We start from the raw sequence: 1,842 nt of genomic DNA on the forward strand, positions 1-1,842 counted from the left end.
GGCCCGCCTCGACCGCGAGCAGATCGTCGCGGCCGCCCGGACGGCGGGCCGCGGCCTGACCATGCAGGGGGTGGCCGACGCCCTGGGCGTCAGCCGCAAGGCGCTGCACTACTACGTCGGTGACCGGCAGGGGCTGCTCACGCTGGTGGTGCTCGACCGGTTCGAGTCGGAGCTCCGCCGTGTGGAGCTGCCCGAGGACGGCGACTGGCGTGTGGTGCTGCGCTCCTATGCGTTCGCGTTCCGGGACGGCCTGATCCAGGTCGGCGTCCAGATGAGCAGCGCGGTCGACCACTCGCCGTTCCACGGTGTCGGTGCCACCGCCGTGCTCGCGCTGGCCGAACGCGTGCTCGACGCGATGCTGACCGCCGGGTTCGGCGTCGACGATGCGCGCCGAGGCGTCACCGCCGTGGCCAACATCGCCCAGTCGGCCGCCCAGGAGGCCACCCACACGTCGGTGCACGACAGGCACGAGGCGGAGACCCGCGCGGCCCTGCTACGCGCGGCAGACGCGGACTACCCGGCACTGCGCAGGGTGCTGGCCGCGGCGTCGGCGTCCGACGACGGTCAGTTCGAGTTCGAACTCGACTTGGCGATCGCCGGACTCGAGCGGCTACTGGGGGAGGTCAGCCGGCGGTGAGGGTGGCCTTGCCGGTCCGTTCCTGACCGCTCCGGTCGATCCAGGTCAGGTCGATCACGTCGCCCGGGTAGTGCCGGTCGAGGACGAAGGTCAGGTCGGTCGCGGTGCCGATCGGGCTGCCGTCGATCGTGGTGAGGACGTCACCGTCGAGCAGTCCGGCCTGCTCGGCAGGACCGCCGCGCAGCACCTCCTGGATGATCACGCCGGGGCCGCTGCGCGGAGCGGTGCGCACACCGACGCCCAGCAGTGACGGCGGACCGATGTGGATCGACTCCGAGGGCACCAGGCTGCGGATCTGGCCGGCGATGCCGATCGCATCGTTGATCGGGATCGCGAAGCCCTTGCCGCCGGGCCCCAGCTGGTAGTTCACCGACGCAGCGGTGGTGATGCCGACGACCTGCCCGGCGCCGTTGACCACCGGCCCGCCCGAGTCACCGGCGCGCACCGGAGCCGCGAACTCGATGAGCCCGTTCAGCTCGTCCGAACTGCCGGTCAGCGCGTCCTCGGCCTCGACCGTGCGGCCGAAGGCGGTGACCGTCCCGACTTCGCGGGTCAGCGGTGCTCCGCTGCCGTCGGCGTTGCCGAGCGCCACCACCGGTTCGCCCGGGACCAGCGCCGACGAGTCGCCGATCGGCGCCACCGGCAGCCCACCCGCGCCGAGAAGCTGCAGCACGGCGACATCCTGGCCGCGGTTGTAGCCCACCAGCTGGGCCGGATAGGAGCGGCCGGCCACACTGGCACTGATCCGGTCGGCGCCCTGGACGACGTGGTAGTTGGTCAGCACCTGACCGCCCGGATCGAGGACGATGCCGGTCCCGGTCCCGAAGACGTTCTGGTAGTCGATCTCCGTGTCCAGCCGCACCACGGCGGGCTCCACCTGCGCGGACGCCGCCACCGGGTCGGCGGGAGCGGCCAGCGCCGTGCCGGCGAACGCGGGTGCGACCATTGCCAGCACAGCGGCCAGCACGGTCAGGATCGTCAGCGGTCGTCGACGCGACTGGGGAACGGCCATGTGGTCCATAGTGGCGGTCAAATACCCAGGCTGTCGAAGAACCAACCGCGCGCGCGGCTCGGAGGGCTCGTCGTCAGACTTGCGTCAGTCCTCGACCGCGACGCCGCCGCGCAGTCGGCGGCGGCGACTGCCTGAGGGTCGCCGGTTGCGCAACCGGCCGCCCGTGTCGGCCTCCGGATCGCCGGTCGGCTCC

Annotated in this window: 2 protein-coding genes; one reads left to right on the plus strand and one right to left on the minus strand. The window is 72.4% G+C overall.

The genetic code is table 11. The features are described 5' to 3' along the window. Nucleotides 1-637: TetR/AcrR family transcriptional regulator C-terminal domain-containing protein (locus Q2100_RS29360; RefSeq protein WP_302916859.1), on the plus strand; the 637-nt coding region annotated here is incomplete at its 5' end. On the opposite strand, the gene Q2100_RS29365 is transcribed toward Q2100_RS29360, so the two are convergent. Next, nucleotides 624-1,649 (minus strand): S1C family serine protease, encoded by a 1,026-nt coding sequence (locus tag Q2100_RS29365; protein WP_302916860.1) that lies wholly within the window; start codon nt 1,647-1,649, stop codon nt 624-626. The genes Q2100_RS29360 and Q2100_RS29365 overlap by 14 nt on opposite strands. Nucleotides 1,650-1,842: the final 193 nt, after the last annotated feature.

Source organism: Mycolicibacterium arseniciresistens (assembly GCF_030519285.1).
In the GTDB taxonomy this organism is placed as follows: Bacteria; Actinomycetota; Actinomycetes; order Mycobacteriales; family Mycobacteriaceae; genus Mycobacterium; species Mycobacterium arseniciresistens.

Coding starts and splice junctions, on each gene's coding strand:
- Q2100_RS29365 (WP_302916860.1), bottom strand. CDS start 1,649: ATGGCCGTTCCCCAGTCGCGTCGACGACCGCTGACGATCCTGACCGTG.